Here is a 16,732-nt window from a genome sequence, read left to right as displayed (position 1 = left end):
ATTAAAAATAAAGTCAAGATATTTCATGCCTCAACGCAGGAACGATGCATATCTGTGCCCGATATGTCAATTGAATAGGCATTATAGTTGTATTGTTCCCAAAACTAAAACAACCTTGCGGAGTAAAAGTACACCGAAGGTTGTCAGTTTCAATTTTTAGAAGAGTTTTGCCGCCGGCGTTACCTGATTCCCCGGCGGCAAGAAGGCAGCTTAGGCAACCACCATCGAGTCCCACGTTGCGGCGTCAAAATCTGCTACGACAACGTCCTGAAGCGTTGCCAGTTCATAGGAACTACCATCGTCCAACGCGATATTCAGAACGGCATCATCACCGTCCTGTGTGAGGTACCAGGACTCGTAACCCTCCATTTGTGAAGCGTATGCGAGCTCGATAGTGTCCCCTTCCGAAGGGTCAAAATCCTCGATCACGTCACCGGATGCACTGGCATCTGAGAGAACAAATCTGTCAGCACCATCACCGCCGGCCATTGTGTCGGCTCCGTACCCATCGACAATGGTGTCATTACCTGCACCACCTGACACCACATCATTTCCGGAGCCGCCATCAACGTGGTCATCACCAGCGCCACCCGACACTACATCATCCCCAGACCCCCCAAACAAGTTGTCGTCACCGTTGGAGCCAGTAAGAGTATCGTTTCCGCCCATAGTGTTGATATGGGTCACACCCGACAACGTCGTCGCAGAGAAATCAAGGTTATCGTTGCTACCTGTCCCCCAAATGCGGAACCCCGCATACCCGTCAGACGAAATCTCCTCGATTCCACAATCGGGACCAAACTGGCTGAGAGACAAAGTGGTGGCATCTCCATACGCTTTCACAATGTCATAATCGCTTACGCCCAGACCTGTATCGGCGAACTCTTTCACGCCTGTATAGCCTTCGACGATGTATGTATCACTGCCCTCACCACCGTCCAAAACGTCATAGCCAGCATATGGACGGATTTCATCGTCACCCCCATAGCCGAATATGTTTTCGCTAGAATCGGTGCCGAAGATTTCATTGTCTTGGTCAGTGCCAAGAATGCCATCTGTGAGTTCCGTTTCTACTGCGTCGTTTTTATTCTTGCCACGCCCTTTAGCTTCAGACGTCTTTGTAGGTTTTGCCATCTTTCTTGGTCCCTAGGTCCATACAGTTTCGTTGACCCCGTTGATTCCGCCGCACACACGCCACCAAGCGCACGAACGCGGATGATTATTTTGAAGATCTGGTTTCACTGCTCTTTTGTTTTATTGTTTTCGACTGGGAAACAGTCTGTCTCCCAACTTAGGCATTTCTAAGGCTGCGGCCATATCGCATTTTCGGGTGATCATGAATCTGCCAATCGGTGAAGCAAAACTCAGCGAAAATTCGCCGGTGGACGTTTTTGGAAGGGTGCATACGAGTTATCAGGAACATTGGGGCGGCAAAGAAAAACCCTGCTTTCGGCGACTTTTCTACCTACCTTCTTGGCCTGTTGATGAATACCGATTTCGTTCAGACCAAAACTATGGATTGTTTTTGCAGTGGAATGCGTTCTGGAATAGGTCCCTACAACACCCAAAAAGGTTGACTTTCGAATACCCAGAATCCGGACTCGTAAATTTACAGCCAGAACAAGATGGTAGATGCGAGTGCGATGGCCGAGAGGAAGACCTTCGGGTCTGTTATGGCGAGTGGCGACACGGCGACAACACTTCAGGCATCCAAACATGATCTCGATCGTATTGCTTCGTGTAAAGCGGCGCTAACCCAACGCGGCATCCATCAGCTTGAGATAGAAGCGATCAATAACCGTGATTGGCCCGAATGACCGGTAAGGGCCGTTCTTTGAACTTTGCAAAGGGCGGGTTCTACGCATTTTCGTTATTCGCACCTTGCGAAACGATAGTCTTAAATCACCTGTTACGGAGGGAACAAAAAGCACATTGCTAACAAACAGTTGCGAAATGACTCTAGGTGGACAATTAGGTGGACAGAATTTTGCCACGTTCACCCAAATCACTATAAAATAGTGGCTTTTAGATTGTTAATGGTGCCCCCACACGGACTCGAACCGCGGACCTACTGATTACAAATCAGTTGCTCTACCAGCTGAGCTATAGGGGCGCCTGATGTCGATTACTTTCTCTCGCTGAGGACTGCAAGCCTATATTTTCATCTGAACTTAGGGTTTTTCATTTTTCACAACTGTACAATTTTCCACGCCTTACAAACACCCGGGATTTGACTGTTCAAGTCCCAGGCTGTAACCCGACACGCGAGGTAAAAAGCAAGGGCAAGAACCGAAGATGCATGTTGCTTTCCACGCAGGTGTAGCTTTTACCGACGAAGGCCGGGTGCTGAAGTCTTTGAAGAAAAACTCTGAAACTCTTGCGGCGAAAGGGGTTAAAATTTTTGGTCCGCGGAGATACAAAACTGTATTCAGACCTGTTCTAAATGATTTGGACACACAGGTTGCCGATTTAGCCTCGCGACAAAATCTCAAGACCCTTCTGCCGAGTGAGCCCAACGCGCAACGCACAATTTTTTCCAGCCAAGGCTTTGCATCGGAACCACCTCTCGCTCTGCAGGATGGTCAGCTATACCCGCTTGCGGGTCGTCGCATGGCGCTGTTGGAACAAGTATACCACGACCATGAAATCGAGTTATTTATGGGGCTGCGCAACCCAGGCAGCTTTATTCCCAAGCTCCTGATGACATTTTCGGAGCAATCTCGAGCTGAAATCATTCGAAACACGGATCTCAGCTGCTTGAGCTGGATAGGAATGATTGAGGACATCCGTGATCTTGCACCTAGCATTCAGATAACACTGTGGAGCAACGAAGACACCCCGTTTATCTGGGGCGATGTCATTCGCGCCTTGGCCGGTTTGGACGAAGATACAGCCATTGTGGACGAGCACGATCTATTGCTGTCTTTGCTGGACGAAGCAGGCCAAAACAAGGTGTTGGAACTGACAGAACAAGGGTCTCCGCCGGACAGGATCAGCCTGAAGGATCACTTGGCTAACATCTTCGAAGACCACGTTCAGGCGGAAAAAGTTGAGGAAGAACTGCATCTGCCCGGATGGAACGATGAAATCGTCGACGCGTTCTCTGAATTGTACGAACAGGATCTAGACCGGCTTTGCGAAATACCCGGGGTTCGGGTTCTCAAACCCTGACAGCGCGACTGAAACTCAGTCCCATTGCGCCGCGCTGTACACTCAACGGATGCAGCTTTCCAATCGACCTTGGCGGAAAAATGTTTCGCCCGCTTGAAAACACTTGTCAGACGGGCTGAAACCCAGATTAGCTCATGCCCAGAGCTTCTTTGTACATCTCCAGAACCGCTTCTTCCTCGGCGATGTCGTCCTTGTCGCGCTTGCGCAGTGCGATCACCTTACGCATGACCTTGGTATCGTAGCCGCGGGCTTTGGCCTCAGCCATCACCTCTTTCTGCTGTTCCGCCAAATCTTTCTTTTCGGCGTCCAGGCGTTCGAACCGCTCAATGAACTGGCGCAGTTCGCCCGCAGTAACGCGGTAGTTGGCAGCGGCCTGATCTTCGGTCATGTCATCCATTTACGTCTCTCCCAGAGGTGGTTTTCTGATGCTGTGACAGCGGGCACTATGCCGGATACATTGCCGCCGCTCAGGCCGCAAGCACCCAATCCCGTCGGACTTGTGCGCCCCGAAACGATCCGCTAAGCGCAGTTGAACGTGACAAGCAAATGTGGGGAACCATGTTCGAACTCATCACTTGGGGCGGAGCCGCCCTGTCGCTTGCCGGGCTCATGGGCCTGGTCTGGTGCATTTTGCGTGTGATGAAGGCGCGCAAGTCCGGTCTTTCGGACGACGAACTGCGCGCCGTGGTGCAAGGCGTATTGCCGTGGAACCTCGCCTCGCTCTTTCTTTCGGTACTCGGTCTTATGGTGGTGATCGTAGGAATTTCCTTCAGCTAACTGAAGGGTTTAGACCGGCAGGTTGTCGAAACGTGCTTCCATAGCATCTTCGCACAGCGCTGCATCCAGTTGACGCAGACGAGACGGCACGTGCACCCCTTCTTGGCGCATCCGGTCAATCACTTTGGTGACGCTCGGCTGCAGCGCAAGGCGGGTGTCCAAGCACGCGCCTTTTAGCTTCTTCTCAAGTTGTTCGGCTTCTGAGTATAAATGAACTGCTGACATGTATTCCTCCCAATAGGCTAACCTTAACCGCATATAGGTAACCGTTTTAAGACCTTAACAGGCTAGCCTAATTTCGCGCGGATTCCCGCCGGCCCGTCGCGCCGTTTTGGCAACCAAATGCGGATTGTTTAAATTTTACTCGAAATGCGGCTACCCTGCCTTGACCCGCATCAAATTGCACAGTGTCGATTGCAATATATTCCGGAATTGATATATGAGTTGAACGCACCGGCGGAGGGCTACATGACACCGAATGTAAAAGCGTTTTTCGATCCAGAGACTTTTACTGTTTCCTATCTGGCACAGGAACCAGAGGGCGTTGCCTGCGCCATCATCGATAGTGTTCTGGATTTTGATCATGCTTCTGGTCGCACAAGCACGCGCACTGCGGATCAGATCGTGGAGTACGTAAGGGCGAACAATTTGCGGGTCGAATGGATTTTGGAAAGCCATGTGCACGCAGATCACCTATCGGCAGCGCCCTACCTGCAACAGGAGCTGGGCGGAAAAATCGGGATCGGCGACCAGATCGTCACCATTCAGGAGACCTTCGGGAAAATCTTTAATGAAGGCACCGAATTTCAGCGTGACGGTAGCCAGTTTGATGCCCTTTTCCGCGAGGGAGACAGCTTTCATGTCGGACAGATGCGCGGGGATGTACTGCATACGCCCGGACACACACCGGCCTGCCTGACCTATGTGATCGGCGATGCCGCCTTTGTAGGCGATACCCTGTTCATGCCGGATTTCGGGACGGCGCGCTGCGACTTTCCCGGCGGGTCGTCCGAGACACTGTATGACTCGATCCAAAAGATCTTGTCGTTACCGGATGAGACGCGCGTCTTTGTCGGGCATGATTACAAAGCGCCTGGGCGCGACGAATATGCATGGGAAACAACGGTTGGCGAGCAAAAAGCCTTGAACATTCACATCGGCCAGGGCCGCTCGATCGAGGAGTTCGTTGAAATGCGCGATGCGCGCGATGCCACTTTGCCCATGCCGCGCCTGATCCTCCCGTCCCTGCAAGTCAATATGCGCGCGGGTCAGATGCCGCCAGCTGATGAAAAAGGTGACGTATTCCTGAAGCTTCCCCTGAATAAACTCTGAAGCGCTGGCAAAATCGGGCAAAGGAACAACAATGCAAGCTGAATGGATATGGGGCCTCGGAGGGGGTCTTCTGATTGGTCTGGGTGCTGCCGTCTACCTGCTGGGCAACGGGCGCATCATGGGGGCCAGTGGCATAATAGGCGGGTTGGTCGACAACAGTGACCGCTCACTCGAACGGCTGAGCTTTCTGGCAGGAGTGATCGGAATGCCTCTGTTACTGCGGCCACTGCTGTCATCGACACCCCAGACGCACCTGACGAGCAACATCACGGTCGTCATAATCGCCGGGTTGCTTGTGGGTATCGGAACGCGTCTTGCCAATGGATGCACCTCGGGTCACGGGGTATGTGGGATTTCGCGTTTTTCCCAACGCGGTATCGTCGCCACAATCGTCTACATCGCGGCCGGAGGCATAACGCTGGTTCTGTTTCGCCATATGTGGGGGCTGATCTGATGCGTGCCCTCATTTCTCTTCTCGCAGGGTCCTTGTTCGGCACGGGCCTGCTGATCTCGGGCATGACCGACACCACCAAGGTACAGGGTTGGTTGGATGTGTTTGGGCAGTGGGACCCGACGCTTGCCTTTGTGATGGGCGGCGCGATCCTTCCCATGCTGGTTGCGTGGCGGTTGACAGCCGGGCGTCGGCCATTGACCGGCGGGCAATACCCGCCAAGGGCAGCCTTCGCACTAGATCGTCGATTGATCCTGGGTTCTGTTCTGTTCGGCATGGGATGGGGGTTGGCCGGACTTTGCCCCGGCCCTGCACTGGCTTCGCTGAGCTACGGTGGAGTCGGCAGTACCATCTTCCTTATCTCTATGATGGCAGGGATGTACGCAGCTCCCACTCTGGGCGCGCAACTGGACAGAACCGCCAACGCGGCATAAGCAATTGCCATGGAGATTCGCCCAATTACACCCCGCTACGCTGTCTCACCGCAAATCACGGTCGAGGACGTTCCAGCCATCGCCGAAGCCGGTTTCGTCAAGGTCATCTGCAACCGACCAAATGTCGAGGTTCCAGCAATCATGCAGTCCGATGCAATCGGAGACGCGGTGCGCGCAGCGGGTCTGGAATATGAGGTTCTGGAGCTGACGCACCAGACCATGACACCTGAAAACGTAGCCCTGCAACGAGAGCTGGCAGAAAGCTGCAGCGGGCCGGTACTGGCCTACTGTGCCTCGGGCACGCGATGCTCAGTGGTTTGGGCACTGGGGCAGTGCGACCGCATGAGCACTGACGACATTTTAGAAGCCACACACAAGGCCGGGTATGCGCTGGACAACCTTCGCCCGATTCTTGATCAGACCCGCAGGGAGGCTGATTGATCTAGCCGAAGCTTTCCGGGTCATGGCCCGGTTGCGACAAGCCTGCAAGTTGCGAAATCTCGGCGACCATCTGATCTGAATTGGCGAAGTTCAGGTTAGTCTCTGTGCCGCTGGCCGAGCTTTGTTCTAATGAAACTGGCACGTGCGATATCTCCGTCGGCGCGGGCATTTCCGGGCCGTGTCGTGCCAATGCGGTCGAACGCGCATCCAGGAACTCTTCTACCTCAGACTGTGTCCGTACAGACAGACGCGCATATTCGTTCAGACGGACCGCGCGCATACCGCCACATTGTCCCAGACGCCCAATTGCCGCACGTGTTCGGTCGATTGTTAGAACATCAGCCCGATCCAACCTTGATCCTGTCAGTGGCAAAACATCGCCCACCCCAAGATCAGACAGCGCACCCAGCGACAGCGACATACGGCAGATCACCGTATCCAACTCAGCCCGCAAAACCCCTGCTGCCTGCTCAAGATTTGGTCCGATGACGTCATCTGTTATCTCGTTTTCTTCCTCAGCAGATCGGTCGGGTAAAAAGACCGAAATCTGACCTTGCTGCGGCCCTCCCCCCAACTCAACGGTAAACTCGAAAACCCGATACACGTCTTCCACCAATGCCAACGACAGCGAACGCAAATCAGTTGATCGATAAGAAAACTCGTAACCCGACAAGCTGGACCGATCCGCTGTGGTATCCACCAGATCCACCGCGCGGTTCAGGGCGTCTTCGACAAGAGGGGCGACCATCGCCCCGTCCGTATGCGTGAATGCGCGGTGCGCGGGGGCATCGGTCAGCACCTCTCCGATTGTTTGAACCTGTACGATTGCGGAAACGGCCCCCAAGTCCAAGCAAGCAGCGGCGGCTACACCATCACCGTTCACAAACTGCAACGACAGCCAATCACCCCCAATCCGGTCCGCCAGCGCCTCAGGTGCGCGAACAGATTGTCTTGCACCAATCACGGCCAAAGGTAGCTGCAGCCTGTCACTGGCCGCCCGCGCAAAAGCAAGCCGCAGCGCTCGAAGGACTGAACGCGGCTTGTCGCCCTGCTCTTCTTGTCCCGCTGAAAGCTTGCGCGCCAATGCCGCGCTGACCGTTTTCGTCATGCCCCAAAACCGCTGTAAATTGCTGTGACTGACTTCTGGTCTAACCCGTTGGAGGTTACGAATGTCTTTACACCCGCGTCATTGGGCAGCCTGCCGGTAAGCCATTGGCAGCCGCACGCGGAACGCCGCCCCACCCTGCCCCGGCAGATAAGTAATTTCACCACCAAGGCGCTGCATGATCTCACGACAGATCGCCAACCCCAGTCCGGCACCACCCGCCTTGTCGACGCCGACACGGGCAAATTTCTCAAACACCATCGACCGAGCCTCTGGTGGAATACCACTGCCATTGTCAGCGAAATCTATAACAACCTGACCACCCACGTCGTGTGCTGAAATCGTCAAGATCGGATCTTCGGCATCGCAATATTTCTGGGCGTTCGAAATCAGGTTGATAAAGACCTGTCCCAGTCGGTCCAGATCGGTTTGCAGCGGGATACGCTCCGACACTTTACTGCGCTGGACGGTCAGCGTCTGCCCGGTTCCAGCCAGCGCACTGGACACCGCCCGATCAAGCACCGAACGCAGCGTGTCACCACCCACGTTCAAGCTGACCTGACCACTCTCCAGCACGCTCAGGTCCAGAAGATCGTCCAGCAACCGCGTCAGACGCAGCGCCTCGTCGTGGATAATTGCGGCATAGCGCGTCTGCTCCTCGGCGCTCAGCCCGTCCGTGTCGCGCATGATCTCGGAAAAGGCCCGGATCGAGGTCATGGGCGTGCGCAATTCATGACTAACCTGACTAAGGAAGCTGTCTTTTTGTTCCGAGATTTGCGTCAATTTCGTATTGGCTTCCCGCAACTGTCGCGCAGTCCGGGTCAGCTCGGCCGATTTCGCCTCGAGCTGGCTCGAATACTCAAGCAATTGGGCAGATTCGTCGGCCACAGCCAACAGGTCTTCGACTGAGACGGACGACCCTCCAACGATCTGGCCAATCATCGCGTGGGCCGTTGCGGCCCCGACAGAGCCACTCAATTCCCGTTCCAGCCGTTCTAGGAAAGCGGGCGTAGGTTCAGGCAGGCTAGCCCGACCACCCTGCTTTTCAGCTTCGGCCTGAAAGAACTCCTGCGCCGGGACCGCCCCAAGTATTCTCTGGGTCATGATCATTAGATCCTCGCTCTGCGCCACTGAACCGGTCCAGCGTCGTGGTGCGACCGAGTGGTCAAAGACGTTGACGAATTGCGCACCCTGCAGACGTTCGAGTGGGCTGGGAAAGCTCAGCAGCGACGCGACGCAGAATGCGACCGTATTCAGACAGAGCGACCACATGACGGAATGTACCATCGGGTCCATTCCATCGATCCCGAACAGGGCTTGGGGGCGTAGCCAGCCCCAACCAAACGGACCGTTATGCAAAACTGCCTCGGGCATCAAAGCCCCACCCATCCCTGGCAGCAACAGCGTGTATATCCACAGCAGGAAACCGACGGTCAGCCCCATCAGAGCACCCGTCCTTGTTGCCCCTCGCCAGAACAGGCCGCCAACCAGAGCAGGCAGGAGCTGGGAAAACCCGGCAAAGGCCACCAAGCCGATCGACGCAAGAGCCGCCCCCCCTCCGGAAAGGCGATAGTAAAAGAAACCTAACGCCATGATCACCGCGATGGATACCCGACGCGCGACCAGAACCACGTTCCGCACGTCGCCAGAGACGGCACCGCCGCCTTCCTGGGTACTCAGCCAGATCGGCATGACGACGTGGTTCGAGACCATCGTCGACAGCGCCATCGCCGTGACAATGACCATGGACGTGGCCGACGAAAAACCGCCGATAAAAGACAACATCGCCAGCCAGTCGTTACCTTGCGAAAGAGGTACCGTCAGAACGAACAAGTCAGGATTCGACCCTTCGGGCAACAGATCAAGTCCAACCACTGCGATCGGAACCACAAAAAGACTCATCAACAGAAGATAAAGGGGAAAGGCCCACGCGGCAGTTCGCAAATGCCCCTCATCCGCGTTTTCGACCACCATGACCTGAAACATCCGCGGCAGGCAGACAAACGCCGCCGCTGACAAGAAGATAAACGTGGTCCACCGTCCGGCATCCACGTTCCATTGGCCAATCTCAGACGCGTCTATGCGGTCCATCATAGGGCCTACGCCCCCCGCAATACCCCAAACGACAAAAGCGCCTACTGCCAGCAGGGCGAACAGCTTGACCACCGATTCCAACGCGATGGCTGTAACCACCCCATGGTGACGCTCATTTGCGTCCAGATTGCGAGTACCGAAGAGAATGGCAAAAACGGCGAGACCAGCCGCCACCCAGAATACGCTGGAGCCTTCACGATAGAGGCCCGAGGGGTCGGCTTCGGCAAAGATGGAAAAAGAGAGGGTGATGGATTGCAATTGTAGCGCGATATATGGGGTGCCACCCAGCACGGCCAGAATGGTCACGCAGATCGCAAGCGTGTTGGACTTACCGTAGCGGGATGAGATCAGGTCGGCGATCGATGTCACCCGCTGGCTTCGCCCGACCCGAACCAACTTGCGCAGCCCCCACCACCAGCTGATCATAACCAGCGTTGGGCCAAGGTAGATCGTCACGAACTCCAACCCCGACCGCGCGGCATTACCCACCGCCCCGTAGAATGTCCAAGCGGTGCAATAGATGGACAGCGACAGAGTGTAGATCAGCGGAGATCGTAGCCACGCGCCTCGCCCGGCCGCCGCCATTCTGTCTGCAGCAAACGCAACCCCAAACAACAGCACCACATAGCCAAGGCAGACTAAAATCAGGACGTTCAGCGTTGCCATTGGTCCGTCTCGGGATCAGAATCGTCCTGTGCAGACATGCGTCCGGCTGCGAAGCCAAACACGAGGCTGGCCACGATCAGGACCGCCCAACAGGTGAAGATGTAAAAGATCGCAGACGAAAGGGTCACCCCTTCCTGCGCGCTCTGACTATCCGGCCACAGCAGAGGGATCGCGAACAGCGCAGCTCCCATAAAGGGCAACAAACGCGCTGCGTCCGACAACCTGCGGCGGCGATAACTCTGCCGCTCCAAAAACAGCGAAGGCCGGGAAACCGAGGACGGTCGGTCTTCGCCCGAGCTCATGACTGTGTCGCTTGCGCATGCAGATCGCGCACCGCTGTCAGCATCTCGGTATTGGAAAATGGCTTGGTCATAAACCGGCTGACTCCGGCATTTTCGGCCATCTCTCGGTCACGAGACTGCCCGCGGGCCGTCAACATCAGAACCGGCAGACCCTGCATGTCTTCCAACTCGCGCAAATCTCGCAGAATCTCCATTCCGCTTTTGCCCGGCAGCATCACATCCAGAATGACCAAGTCAGGATTAGCACCCTGAATGACCTGTAACGCATCGGTGCCTTCGGCATGAGTTTCAACCTGCCAACCCTCGCGCGTCAGCAGAAAACGAATGGCCTCGGCAATGTTGGGCTCATCCTCAATTAACAGAACCTTACGGCTCATGGTTGTCCGTCCTCCCCGTGACAGGTCATATACTGGCATACCCGTCGCCGCCAGCTTACGCGTAGTGTCAGGAAACTGTCAAAAACCTTCGCTCAGAATCGAAGGCTCGCGGCGCGACGTGCAGTCGCTGTGTGGGCAAACCCTGCAACTGGGTCCCACCCAGGCAACATCCTGCTGATCCTGAGCAACATCCTCAATCGATTGAACCAGCATCACCGAGCGGTAAACCGGCCCCTGATCATACCCCGAAATGGTTTGCGGCCACGCGTAAGAGTAACAGTCGAACACTGCCGCCGTCCGCCCGAGTTGCACCACCCTTTGACGGATGGGCACCAGAGGCCGGTTCAGTGCCTGAAATAGTGGCCACAGGGGGCAAGCCTCGCCAAAGCGCGGCATAGCAAAACCCGGCACGGGTTTACTGAACAGAATACTGCCAGACGCGTCACACACGACCAGCCCTGTTGGTCGCCCCAGGTAACCGTCTGGCAACGCGGCGAGCCTGCGCAAAACAGTGGCGACATCAACGGAAAACTGCGATGCCAATTGCAGAGGGTCCAACGGAACGTCGGCGAGCGCAGCCTGTAGCTTTTCCATCGGCATAGCGCGCGCATCTGCGGCGTAAATTCCCAGAAAATCACGGGTCAAGGATCGTGCTGCGGTCGATTCCATCTCGCTCAAGTCGATCTCAGCTTCGTCACCACCCTGCTCAATATGTGGGAAATGGTGCCCGTTTTTGCCAAAAAAGGCTTCGACATCTTCCAGCGGCACGCCGCGATGATCTCCGGCAGAATCACTCTCGTCCAGATAGGTGACCAGAGACTTCGAACTTTCCGCTAACCGCTCGGCATCCTGATGCAGGTTGCTGTGAAACCGGTCCCGCCATTCGGGCTCAATCTCTTGCGTGTCGGCCAGAATTGCAGCGGTCGAGCGAATCGCGGCTGCAGTTGACAAGACCTCGTGCATCGACGCGGCCAAGTGTGGGTCATGAGTCAGCCGATCAGACAGGGTTTCAACTGTACGCTCCAACGAAACGACCCTGCGGTGCATCTGCGCCAGAACGCCGGCCCATCCGGGAAATCGACCGGCGAACTCTTCCAGCCCGTCCAACTCGGCCTCTTGCCCGACGGCATCCGCTGCGGCCTCGCGCAGCGCCGAAATCAACGTGGCCTCAATTCCCTGCGTCAGCACCGAAGGCTCCACCATCAGCGCCGCTGCGATATCGACCACCAACTTACCGCCGATCCTGCGGCGGTTGTGCTCAATCAGGTTCAGGTAAGAGGCCGAGATCCCGACCTGGCGCGCAAGCTCCGCCTGCCGCAATCCTGCGATCTGACGCCTTTCCCGAATCCGGCTGCCTGTCAGCGTATCGCGCATGCCCTCGCCCCTCCCCAAGCGAAACCATCCGATCATGCTTACGCATGATTTTCAGAACTCTTGATGTATTTCTATTGGTTAAGTGTGGATTTTCATAGGCCGTTTACAATATTAACAACTCCATCCGACGCAGAGCCTGACCGCCGAAACCAAAATATGTGCGCTGCCTCTTCTAATTTCGCTGAATTCCCTGCACGATAGCCGCATGAGCGACCCCGCGTTTGAATATGCGCCAATTGGACTTGTCGAATTGGAGAACCGGATCATCCGGCGCTGCAACCTGCAGTTTGCAAGAACGTTTGGGGGTGAGGCTGTGGACTATCGCAACATGCCTCTTTTGCATCTTTACCCTTCAGTTGCTGATTGGGAACGCATCGGCGCGCGCAGCCTGCAGGTCATGCGCGACACCGGTTACTATACCGACGAACGGGTCATGCGTCGCCGAAACAGCGATCTGTTCTGGTGCCGGGCGCGCGGACGATCACTGACGCCGGACGACCCGTTCCGCCATGGTATCTGGAGCTTTTCCGATATCTCGGAAGAACGCCCGCTGGTCGAACTGACAGCCCGCGAGCGCGAAGTCGCAATTCTGTCCTGCCGCGGCCTGTCCGCAAAGGAAATAGGGATGGAACTGAACCTGAGCTATCGCACGATCGAAGCCTATCGCGCGCGCCTGCTTGAGAAATTTGGAGCTCGTAAGTTACCCGAATTGGTGGCGAAACTTTCCGGAATGCCGCTATAGCCTCTTTTCCCCAACGAAAACTCGGGCAAACCCTCATCTGACAGGCCTAGACGCGCTTTTCATAACCGGGCGCTTGGCTTATAACGCTGCGTAATCAGACCAAAGCCCGCAGGAACAGACGGGCCAAAGGGGAACCGTCGAGGACACTCATGACAGACACCAAACACGAAGCGGACGTGGCATTCATCAAGGCTCTGGCCGAATTGCTGCGCGAAAACGACCTGACCGAACTGCAGGTCAAACGCGAATACGGTGAGGAAGACAGCCTGAATGTGCGCGTCAGCCGCATGAACAACGTCGCAGCGGCTCCGGTACAGGTTGCCGTTCCGGCCGCAGCAGCACCTGCCCCTGTTGCCGCTCCAGCCCCTGCCGCCGCCGAGGCGCCCGCTGCGCAGGAAGATCCGGCAAGCCATCCTGGCGCAGTGACCTCGCCTATGGTCGGAACCGTCTATATGCAGCCGGAACCAGGCGCGCCTGCGTTCATTTCGGTTGGTGCCTCTGTTTCGGAAGGCGACACGCTGCTGATCGTCGAAGCGATGAAAACCATGAACCACATCCACGCCCCGAAGGCAGGCACCATCAAGCGTATTCTGGTCGGCGACGGCGACGCTGTGGAGTTCGGCACCCCTCTGGTCATCATCGAGTAAGGCGGGCCCATGTTCGACAAGATCCTGATTGCCAACCGAGGCGAGATCGCCCTGCGCGTCATCCGCGCCGCGCGCGAGATGGGGATTAAAACGGTCGCCGTGCATTCGACCGCCGACAGTGACGCGATGCATGTACGCATGGCGGACGAATCGGTCTGCATCGGCCCTCCGCCCAGCCCGCAAAGCTATCTGTCCGTGCCCGCGATTATCTCGGCCTGTGAAATCACAGGCGCGCAGGCGATCCATCCCGGCTATGGCTTCCTGTCCGAAAACGCCGAGTTCGTTCAAATCGTCGAAGACCACGGCATCACTTTCATCGGCCCCACCGCCGAGCACATCCGTGTCATGGGCGACAAGATCACCGCCAAGGACACGATGAAACAGCTGGGCGTGCCTTGTGTTCCTGGTTCCGACGGTGGCGTGCCCGATCTGGCGGCGGCTAAAAAGATAGGCGAGGAATTCGGCTATCCGGTCATTATCAAGGCCACCGCCGGCGGCGGCGGGCGCGGCATGAAAGTCGCGATGAGCGCGGACGAGATGGAAAGCGCCTTTATGACCGCGCGCGCCGAAGGCAAGGCCGCCTTTGGCAATGACGAGGTCTATATAGAGAAATACCTGACCACACCCCGCCATATCGAGATTCAGGTCTTTGGCGACGGTAAAGGTAAAGCGGTCCATCTGGGCGAGCGTGACTGCTCTCTGCAGCGCCGCCACCAGAAGGTGTTCGAAGAAGCCCCCGGCCCCTGCATCACTCCGGAAGAGCGCGCCAAGATCGGTAAGATCTGTGCTGACGCAGTGGCCAAGATTAACTACATCGGCGCGGGCACCATCGAGTTTCTCTACGAAAATGGCGAGTTCTACTTCATCGAAATGAACACCCGCCTGCAGGTGGAACACCCAGTGACCGAAGGCATCTTTGGCGTCGATCTGGTGCGCGAACAAATCCTCGTCGCCGCTGGTGAAGACATGTCGTTCGGTCAAGACGACCTGGAGATCAATGGCCACGCCATCGAAGTGCGCATCAATGCCGAGAAGCTGCCAAACTTCTCGCCCTGCCCGGGAAAGATCACGGCCTATCACGCGCCCGGGGGTCTGGGTGTGCGGATGGATTCGGCGCTGTATGACGGGTATTCGATCCCACCCTACTATGACTCGCTGATTGCTAAGCTGATCGTGCAGGGCCGCGACCGGGACGAAGCTCTCGCGCGGCTGGAACGCGCTTTGGGTGAACTGATCGTAGACGGCATAGACACCACCGTGCCGCTGTTCCACGCACTGTTGCAGGAACCCGACCTCCACAGCGGTGACTACAACATTCACTGGCTGGAACATTGGCTTGCGGAGAATATGGCCGAGTAACAAACTAGGGGCGAAGGACAGCAATCCTTCGCCCTTTGAGCATTCCACATGAGCCTTTCGCCGGAACTCCTTTTACACGGTTATTCCATCGGCATTTTCCCGATGGCCGAACACCGTGATGCCCCGGAATTGTTCTGGGTTGACCCCAAGTTTCGGGGTGTCTTCCCTTTGGATGGGTTTCACGTGTCGCGTAGCCTTGCGCGGAGCATTCGCAAATGCGGCTTCACAGTGACCATCAATCAGGACTTCGCAGGCGTGGTCGACGGCTGCGCAGATCGCGCCGACACGTGGATCAACGCTGAATTGCGCGACCTGTACCATCAAATCCACAACTCGGGCCACGCGCATTCGCTTGAGGTTTGGGAGGGAGATCATCTGGTCGGTGGCGTTTACGGCGTTGCAATAGGCGCCGCATTTTTTGGAGAGAGCATGTTCTCTCGCCGGACAGATGCGTCGAAAGTCGCCCTGGCTTATCTGGTGGACCGCCTCTGCCAAACCGGGTTTCAGCTATTCGATACGCAGTTCCTGACGGCGCATCTGGCTTCTCTGGGGGCAATTGAGATTCCACGCGTGCAATACCGGCGAGAACTGGAAGAGGCGATTAACGCCAGTGCGGATTTCACGGCTCAAATAAATCAGTCAGCCGAAGGTGTAATGCAGCGGATCACCCAAACGTCGTAGCGGGCATGGTCAAGCGCGTTCAATGCCGGAGACGTTGCGATCATCCAACCGTCAAACAATTGATCCGACTTACCTTTTTCCCAAATCGTCAGATAAGCAAACGCATCGCCAGTTGGGTTCTCCGACGGATAACGACAATCTCCCAACGCAACATCCAGCCCGAAAACCTCTCCAGACTGACCGCTGTTCATTTCGACATCAATGGTCTGACCGCTGACTTTGTCCAACCCCCGCAGAATCGCTCCGGGACCGGACTCAACCTTTTGCTGCGCCGTTGCACCTGTTGCAGCTAGCAGTGCTAAGATCAGGGCAAAACGCTTCATTCGCCACCGTCCCCAGCCACGAATTTAACCAGTAGCGAGATCAGGCTGACGGCACCCTGCGTGTCTTCGACTTGATCGCCCGGTTCAAAATAAAACGGCGAACCACCCGGCATCACTTCGACGAAATTGCCGCCCAACAGTCCTTCGGAGGAGATCACAATGGCACTGTCATCCGGCACCAGAATACCGTCGCGGATCGTAAACGTAGTGTCAGCGCGGTAAGTGTCTGGGTTCAGGTCTACACCTGTCACAGCACCGATCTTAACCCCGGCCAAGCGCACATCTGTGCCCACCCCCACACCTTCAAGCGAACGGAACGAAGCCTCAAGCTGGTACCCATTACCGCCTTGCGACAAGCCAGTGGACTGGCTCGCATAGACGCCAAACGCGACAGCACAGGCCAGCACGGCTCCGCCGACAAGAACTTCGGTCACATTATAAGTCGACATTGCTCGC

20 protein-coding genes, 1 tRNA gene and 1 pseudogene are annotated in these 16,732 nt (G+C 56.2%); 10 read left to right on the top strand and 12 right to left on the bottom strand.

Translation table 11 applies throughout. From position 1 onward, the window contains the following. Positions 1-210: 210 nt before the first annotated feature. From ABLN94_RS11870 to ABLN94_RS11860, 3 genes and pseudogenes are all read right to left on the bottom strand, one after another. The gene (locus ABLN94_RS11870) at positions 211-1,134 is read right to left on the bottom strand and encodes a calcium-binding protein (protein ID WP_352992591.1); all 924 of its coding nucleotides are present in this window, start codon (positions 1,132-1,134) and stop codon (positions 211-213) included. A gap of 475 nt (positions 1,135-1,609) precedes the next feature. Further along, a pseudogene (locus ABLN94_RS11865) lies at positions 1,610-1,751 on the bottom strand (IS5/IS1182 family transposase); the annotation flags it as partial. A 286-nt stretch (positions 1,752-2,037) separates the two neighbouring features. Continuing rightward, positions 2,038-2,113 (bottom strand) — tRNA-Thr (locus ABLN94_RS11860). A 182-nt stretch (positions 2,114-2,295) separates the two neighbouring features. Between ABLN94_RS11860 and ABLN94_RS11855 the strand changes: the two genes are divergently transcribed. Beyond that, on the top strand, positions 2,296-3,171 hold the full coding sequence (locus ABLN94_RS11855; RefSeq protein WP_352992589.1) for a hypothetical protein: 876 nt from the start codon (positions 2,296-2,298) through the stop codon (positions 3,169-3,171). Positions 3,172-3,298: 127 nt separating this feature from the next. Here ABLN94_RS11855 and ABLN94_RS11850 read toward each other — a convergent pair whose 3' ends face one another. Next, complete coding sequence (locus ABLN94_RS11850) at positions 3,299-3,568, bottom strand: DUF2312 domain-containing protein (protein ID WP_170493552.1); 270 nt, start codon at positions 3,566-3,568, stop codon at positions 3,299-3,301. Between the two features lie 161 nt (positions 3,569-3,729). Here ABLN94_RS11850 and ABLN94_RS11845 point away from each other — a divergent pair, with 161 nt between their 5' ends. Then, entirely contained in the window at positions 3,730-3,948 is a 219-nt protein-coding gene (locus ABLN94_RS11845) for a hypothetical protein (protein ID WP_170493550.1), read from the top strand. A gap of 9 nt (positions 3,949-3,957) precedes the next feature. On the opposite strand, the gene ABLN94_RS11840 is transcribed toward ABLN94_RS11845, so the two are convergent. Then, positions 3,958-4,173: a hypothetical protein gene (locus ABLN94_RS11840; RefSeq protein ID WP_170493547.1), complete on the bottom strand. Its 216-nt coding sequence runs from the start codon at positions 4,171-4,173 to the stop codon at positions 3,958-3,960. A 243-nt stretch (positions 4,174-4,416) separates the two neighbouring features. On the opposite strand from ABLN94_RS11840, the gene ABLN94_RS11835 reads away from it, so the two are divergent. Genes ABLN94_RS11835 through ABLN94_RS11820 form a run of 4 tightly spaced genes read left to right on the top strand, consistent with a single transcriptional unit; the run spans position 4,417 to position 6,606 of the window. After that, positions 4,417-5,280, top strand: a complete 864-nt coding sequence (locus ABLN94_RS11835) for an MBL fold metallo-hydrolase (protein WP_352992587.1) — start codon at positions 4,417-4,419, stop codon at positions 5,278-5,280. A 31-nt stretch (positions 5,281-5,311) separates the two neighbouring features. Further along, positions 5,312-5,734, top strand: coding sequence for a YeeE/YedE family protein (locus ABLN94_RS11830; protein WP_352992585.1), 423 nt, complete (start codon positions 5,312-5,314; stop codon positions 5,732-5,734). Next, positions 5,734-6,165 carry a DUF6691 family protein gene (locus ABLN94_RS11825; protein ID WP_352992584.1) on the top strand — a complete coding sequence of 144 codons (432 nt, stop codon included), beginning with the start codon at positions 5,734-5,736 and terminating at the stop codon, positions 6,163-6,165. The genes ABLN94_RS11830 and ABLN94_RS11825 overlap by 1 nt, the downstream gene beginning before the upstream one ends. 9 nt (positions 6,166-6,174) lie before the next feature. Then, positions 6,175-6,606, top strand: coding sequence for a TIGR01244 family sulfur transferase (locus ABLN94_RS11820; protein WP_352992582.1), 432 nt, complete (start codon positions 6,175-6,177; stop codon positions 6,604-6,606). Between the two features lies 1 nt (position 6,607). Here the strand turns inward: ABLN94_RS11820 and ABLN94_RS11815 are convergent, their stop codons facing one another. The 5 genes from ABLN94_RS11815 to ABLN94_RS11795 form a co-directional block, all read right to left on the bottom strand. Further along, a complete protein-coding gene (locus ABLN94_RS11815) occupies positions 6,608-7,714 on the bottom strand; it encodes a FliM/FliN family flagellar motor C-terminal domain-containing protein (protein WP_352992580.1) in 1,107 nt (368 codons plus the stop codon). A 78-nt stretch (positions 7,715-7,792) separates the two neighbouring features. Further along, the gene (locus ABLN94_RS11810; RefSeq protein WP_352992579.1) at positions 7,793-10,471 is read right to left on the bottom strand and encodes a sensor histidine kinase; all 2,679 of its coding nucleotides are present in this window, start codon (positions 10,469-10,471) and stop codon (positions 7,793-7,795) included. Continuing rightward, positions 10,459-10,773: a hypothetical protein gene (locus tag ABLN94_RS11805; RefSeq protein WP_352992577.1), complete on the bottom strand. Its 315-nt coding sequence runs from the start codon at positions 10,771-10,773 to the stop codon at positions 10,459-10,461. The genes ABLN94_RS11810 and ABLN94_RS11805 overlap by 13 nt, the downstream gene beginning before the upstream one ends. Continuing rightward, positions 10,770-11,150 carry a response regulator transcription factor gene (locus ABLN94_RS11800; RefSeq protein ID WP_170493522.1) on the bottom strand — a complete coding sequence of 127 codons (381 nt, stop codon included), beginning with the start codon at positions 11,148-11,150 and terminating at the stop codon, positions 10,770-10,772. The genes ABLN94_RS11805 and ABLN94_RS11800 overlap by 4 nt, the downstream gene beginning before the upstream one ends. Positions 11,151-11,228: 78 nt before the next feature. Continuing rightward, positions 11,229-12,524: a short-chain fatty acyl-CoA regulator family protein gene (locus ABLN94_RS11795; protein ID WP_352992575.1), complete on the bottom strand. Its 1,296-nt coding sequence runs from the start codon at positions 12,522-12,524 to the stop codon at positions 11,229-11,231. 205 nt (positions 12,525-12,729) lie between these two features. Between ABLN94_RS11795 and ABLN94_RS11790 the strand changes: the two genes are divergently transcribed. The 4 genes from ABLN94_RS11790 (at position 12,730) to aat (ending at position 15,953) form a co-directional block, all read left to right on the top strand. Further along, entirely contained in the window at positions 12,730-13,266 is a 537-nt protein-coding gene (locus tag ABLN94_RS11790; RefSeq protein WP_352992573.1) for a LuxR C-terminal-related transcriptional regulator, read from the top strand. A gap of 149 nt (positions 13,267-13,415) precedes the next feature. Continuing rightward, on the top strand, positions 13,416-13,913 hold the full coding sequence (accB, locus tag ABLN94_RS11785) for an acetyl-CoA carboxylase biotin carboxyl carrier protein (RefSeq protein WP_352992571.1): 498 nt from the start codon (positions 13,416-13,418) through the stop codon (positions 13,911-13,913). A gap of 9 nt (positions 13,914-13,922) precedes the next feature. Next, positions 13,923-15,272 carry an acetyl-CoA carboxylase biotin carboxylase subunit gene (gene accC / locus ABLN94_RS11780; RefSeq protein ID WP_352992569.1) on the top strand — a complete coding sequence of 450 codons (1,350 nt, stop codon included), beginning with the start codon at positions 13,923-13,925 and terminating at the stop codon, positions 15,270-15,272. 48 nt (positions 15,273-15,320) lie between these two features. Next, the gene (gene aat / locus ABLN94_RS11775; protein ID WP_352992567.1) at positions 15,321-15,953 is read left to right on the top strand and encodes a leucyl/phenylalanyl-tRNA--protein transferase; all 633 of its coding nucleotides are present in this window, start codon (positions 15,321-15,323) and stop codon (positions 15,951-15,953) included. Here aat and ABLN94_RS11770 read toward each other — a convergent pair. Both ABLN94_RS11770 and mlaD read right to left on the bottom strand, forming a co-directional pair. Beyond that, entirely contained in the window at positions 15,908-16,276 is a 369-nt protein-coding gene (locus tag ABLN94_RS11770; protein ID WP_352992565.1) for a DUF2155 domain-containing protein, read from the bottom strand. The genes aat and ABLN94_RS11770 overlap by 46 nt on opposite strands. Continuing rightward, positions 16,273-16,725, bottom strand: coding sequence for an outer membrane lipid asymmetry maintenance protein MlaD (gene mlaD, locus ABLN94_RS11765; RefSeq protein ID WP_352992563.1), 453 nt, complete (start codon positions 16,723-16,725; stop codon positions 16,273-16,275). The genes ABLN94_RS11770 and mlaD overlap by 4 nt, the downstream gene beginning before the upstream one ends. Positions 16,726-16,732: the final 7 nt, after the last annotated feature.

This window comes from Ruegeria sp. SCP11, assembly GCF_040329455.1.
Classification (GTDB): Bacteria; Pseudomonadota; Alphaproteobacteria; order Rhodobacterales; family Rhodobacteraceae; genus Ruegeria; species Ruegeria atlantica_E.
This window is presented reverse-complemented; position numbering and strand designations above follow the sequence as displayed.

Excerpts from the sequence above, each read along its gene's own strand:
- ABLN94_RS11800 (WP_170493522.1), bottom strand. The coding sequence starts at position 11,150 with ATGAGCCGTAAGGTTCTGTTAATTGAGGATGAGCCCAACATTGCCGAG.
- accB (WP_352992571.1), top strand. The coding sequence starts at position 13,416 with ATGACAGACACCAAACACGAAGCGGACGTGGCATTCATCAAGGCTCTG.
- ABLN94_RS11845 (WP_170493550.1), top strand. The coding sequence starts at position 3,730 with ATGTTCGAACTCATCACTTGGGGCGGAGCCGCCCTGTCGCTTGCCGGG.
- ABLN94_RS11820 (WP_352992582.1), top strand. The coding sequence starts at position 6,175 with ATGGAGATTCGCCCAATTACACCCCGCTACGCTGTCTCACCGCAAATC.
- ABLN94_RS11795 (WP_352992575.1), bottom strand. The coding sequence starts at position 12,524 with ATGCGCGATACGCTGACAGGCAGCCGGATTCGGGAAAGGCGTCAGATC.
- ABLN94_RS11805 (WP_352992577.1), bottom strand. The coding sequence starts at position 10,773 with ATGAGCTCGGGCGAAGACCGACCGTCCTCGGTTTCCCGGCCTTCGCTG.
- aat (WP_352992567.1), top strand. The coding sequence starts at position 15,321 with ATGAGCCTTTCGCCGGAACTCCTTTTACACGGTTATTCCATCGGCATT.
- ABLN94_RS11790 (WP_352992573.1), top strand. The coding sequence starts at position 12,730 with ATGAGCGACCCCGCGTTTGAATATGCGCCAATTGGACTTGTCGAATTG.
- ABLN94_RS11830 (WP_352992585.1), top strand. The coding sequence starts at position 5,312 with ATGCAAGCTGAATGGATATGGGGCCTCGGAGGGGGTCTTCTGATTGGT.
- ABLN94_RS11835 (WP_352992587.1), top strand. The coding sequence starts at position 4,417 with ATGACACCGAATGTAAAAGCGTTTTTCGATCCAGAGACTTTTACTGTT.
- ABLN94_RS11850 (WP_170493552.1), bottom strand. The coding sequence starts at position 3,568 with ATGGATGACATGACCGAAGATCAGGCCGCTGCCAACTACCGCGTTACT.
- ABLN94_RS11870 (WP_352992591.1), bottom strand. The coding sequence starts at position 1,134 with ATGGCAAAACCTACAAAGACGTCTGAAGCTAAAGGGCGTGGCAAGAAT.
- ABLN94_RS11855 (WP_352992589.1), top strand. The coding sequence starts at position 2,296 with ATGCATGTTGCTTTCCACGCAGGTGTAGCTTTTACCGACGAAGGCCGG.
- ABLN94_RS11770 (WP_352992565.1), bottom strand. The coding sequence starts at position 16,276 with ATGAAGCGTTTTGCCCTGATCTTAGCACTGCTAGCTGCAACAGGTGCA.
- ABLN94_RS11815 (WP_352992580.1), bottom strand. The coding sequence starts at position 7,714 with ATGACGAAAACGGTCAGCGCGGCATTGGCGCGCAAGCTTTCAGCGGGA.
- mlaD (WP_352992563.1), bottom strand. The coding sequence starts at position 16,725 with ATGTCGACTTATAATGTGACCGAAGTTCTTGTCGGCGGAGCCGTGCTG.
- ABLN94_RS11840 (WP_170493547.1), bottom strand. The coding sequence starts at position 4,173 with ATGTCAGCAGTTCATTTATACTCAGAAGCCGAACAACTTGAGAAGAAG.
- ABLN94_RS11825 (WP_352992584.1), top strand. The coding sequence starts at position 5,734 with ATGCGTGCCCTCATTTCTCTTCTCGCAGGGTCCTTGTTCGGCACGGGC.
- accC (WP_352992569.1), top strand. The coding sequence starts at position 13,923 with ATGTTCGACAAGATCCTGATTGCCAACCGAGGCGAGATCGCCCTGCGC.
- ABLN94_RS11810 (WP_352992579.1), bottom strand. The coding sequence starts at position 10,471 with ATGGCAACGCTGAACGTCCTGATTTTAGTCTGCCTTGGCTATGTGGTG.